Source organism: Streptomyces sp. PU-14G, from assembly GCF_041028275.1.
Classification (GTDB): Bacteria; Actinomycetota; Actinomycetes; order Streptomycetales; family Streptomycetaceae; genus Streptomyces.
In genome coordinates this window covers 1-2924 of the sequence record NZ_JASKYT010000560.1, presented here as the reverse complement: position 1 = coordinate 2924, position 2924 = coordinate 1, and the positions used below count along the sequence as shown (strand labels likewise).

The following is a 2924-nucleotide window of genomic DNA, read 5'->3' as shown; positions in this document are numbered from 1 at the left end:
CCCCCGACGGCTCGCCCCCCGACAGCCCGGGCCGGCGGGGGTCGAGCTGTCCGGGTCCGGTCCGTCCTGGCCGCCGCCTCCGGGGCGTCGGCGCAGGCGCCGCAGCCGGGAGGCGCGCTCGGAGTCCATCGAGTCCAGCGCCTGACCGAGCACGTCGGCGGGCAACCGCTTGAGGGCCGCGGCGCTCATCGCCCGCAGCTTGCGCGCGACCTGCGGCTCGAACCGGCCGCTGGTGAGGTGGTGCGAGATGATCGCGCAGTACGTGCGGACCGCCTTGGGCAGCAGCGCCGCCGCGTCGCGGTCCCGTGCCGTCTCCTCGATCACCTGGTCGAAGGCGCGGATGAAGTCGAGCTGCCGCACGTCGCCGATCTGCGTGAGCGACGAGGCCACCCCGCGCCGGTAGAAGACCCCCAGCAGACCGACCGCGGCGAACGAGTCCGCCTCCCGGTGCAGCCGCCAGATCCACGGCCGGTCCTCGGCGGTGCGCAGCCCGTCGGTGAAGTGCAGCAGCCCCCGGTCCAGCAGCCGGCGGTGGTAGATGCCCGCCCAGGCGTAGGCGTAGTCCACGGACGTGCTGCGCCCGGCCGGCAGAATCGCCTCCCGCGGATCGCCCACCACGCCGCGCCGCCCGTGCGGCACCCGCGCCAGCGTGCGGGCCCGCGCCGTGCACTGCACGTGGTCGGTGCGCACGAAGTCGCAGCCAAGCCGCTCGATACACGCGACCAGGCGCGGATAGTGGCCGGGGGCCAGCCAGTCGTCGCCGTCGAGGAAGGTGACGAACTCGCCGCTCGCCTGGGAGAGCCCCGTGTTGCGCGCGGTCGCCAGCCCGCCGTTACGCGCGTGCCGCACCCGGATCACCCGCGCGGCGCCCTGGAGATCCTTTTCGGCGCGCTGGAGAATCTCCGGCGTCTCATCCTGGGAAGCGTCGTCGACCAGAATGAACTCGAAATCCTGGCGCGCGTTGGCGCCGAGACTCCGGAGTGTTTCTGCGGCGTACGACTGCACGTTGTAAAACGGCACGATGACGGAAAGCTTTACCACCCGACGGACGGTAGGCGCTGCGCCGCCCGCCGTCTTGACCTGCGGCGGTCCGGGGAGTGAACGCCGCGTGGCGGGATGGTGAACGGGGTGGCGGGCCGGGCGCGTTGGCCGTTCGTCGACGCGCTGTTAACCGTCTGTTGCCTCCGCGTTGGGCCGCCTTGCGGAATCCCTTCCTAACGTCGGCGACGTGCCCTCATCACACACTCCGACGTCCGCGAACACACCGGGACCGCGTACGTTCTCCGAACAGCGCGCCGACACGGAATCGCACGAGTTCCGCATTCCCGTGCCGGGCGGGAAAACCTCTTCGGACCCCGAAGGGGACGCCTGCCCCGGGCCGCGCAGGGTCGCCGTGCTCGCGGACTCCGACACCCGGTGGAAATGGGGTGCCCTGACCGCCCGCAGGCTGGCTCCCGGCGCCGCCATCGACGGGCTGCTGCTGCGCGGCCGGGCCACACCCACCCCGCGCCAGCTCGCCGAGGTCGGCGTCACCGTCGACGTGCTGCGTGAGGTCACCACCCGGGAGTTCCTGCGGGCCGCCACCGCACCGGACGTCACTGCGGCGGGCGCCACCGCGGCGGTCGGAAGCGGGCCGGGCGCCACCGCGGCGGTCGGAAGCGGGCCGGGCGGAAGCGGGTCGGGCTCGGACGAGTCGGCCGCGACCGGGCACGGCGGCTACGACATGATCGTCCTCGCGTGCGTCGGCGGCGCGGTACAGGCCATGCTCCACGGGCTGCGGCGGGCGACAGCCGGCGCCGGCGAGGGCACGCCCGCACGCCGTCCCGTGGTCGTCACCGGCTACGTCGGCGTCGTCTACGAGAAGCTCACCGACGGGCTCCTGCTGCGGCACGGTGCCGACCTCGTCCTCGCCAACTCGGCCCACGACACCGACCGCTTCCGCGCCGTGTACGAGGGCGTGGGCGCGAACGCGGACGGGGTGTGCGAGTGCACCCTGCCGTTTCTCGGGGACACCCCACCGGACGCCGCCACCACCGTCACCCCCCAAAGCGGTGACGCCGACGGACCCTTCACCGTCGTCTTCGCCGTCCAGCCCTCCGTCCCCGCCTCCCGCGAGGACCGCGCCTACCTGCTGCGCCGCGCCGTCGCCCACGCGCTGCGGCACCCCGAGCGCGAGGTACTGATCAAGCTGCGCAGCAAACCCGGCGAACACACCACCCACATCGAGGAACTGCCGTACCAAAAGCTCGTCCGCAAGCTGCCCGGCGGCGACGGCACCGACGGCGGCCTGCCGCCCAACTGCCGCCTCGTCTACGGCAACATGGGCGAACTCCTGGACCGCGTGCGGCACACCGGCGGCCTGCTGGTGACCGTCAGCTCCACCGCCGCCCTCGAATCCCTCCACCGCCACATCCCCACCGCCGTCCTCACCGACCTCGGGGTGCGCGAAGGCCTGGGCAACCACTACTTCACCGGCTCCGGCTGCCTCGCCTCCTGGGACGAGCTCGACGACGGCCTGCTGCCCGAGGCCGACCCGCGGTGGGCGCTGCGGCAGGGGGTACGCGGCGGCGACGGATACGCGACCGCGCGCGAGCGGGTCGCCGCACTGGTCGCCCGCTCCACCCGCACCGGCCTGCCGCCCCTGGCCCCGTACTACACGGCACGCACCGCCCCCGGCTACCTGCCCGGCATCCTGCGGCGCTACGGACTCGGCCCCGACGGAACCCCCGTCGGCCAGGCCGCGGGCACCGCCACCGCCGACGACGGCGGCGGGCCGGGAGGCGGAGGCGCTGCCGGGCGCGGCCTGGTGCGGCGCGTGGTCCGCGAGGCGGCGCGCGGCGCCTACCGGCACGGGGTGCAGCGCGTCGCACCGCTCATCCGGAAGGCGGGAGAGCTGTGACGGCCCGCCCCGCCCCCCCCGCAGC

Annotated in this window: 2 protein-coding genes; one reads left to right on the top strand and one right to left on the bottom strand. The window is 74.4% G+C overall.

The window, feature by feature from the left end:
- Positions 1-1041, bottom strand: a 1041-nt coding sequence (locus AB8Z75_RS33330; RefSeq protein ID WP_369208624.1) for a glycosyltransferase family 2 protein, incomplete at its 3' end; no start/stop codon positions are given.
- Between the two features lie 352 nt (positions 1042-1393).
- On the opposite strand from AB8Z75_RS33330, the gene AB8Z75_RS33325 reads away from it, so the two are divergent.
- On the top strand, positions 1394-2899 hold the full coding sequence (locus tag AB8Z75_RS33325) for a DUF6716 putative glycosyltransferase (protein ID WP_369208625.1): 1506 nt from the start codon (positions 1394-1396) through the stop codon (positions 2897-2899).
- Positions 2900-2924: the final 25 nt, after the last annotated feature.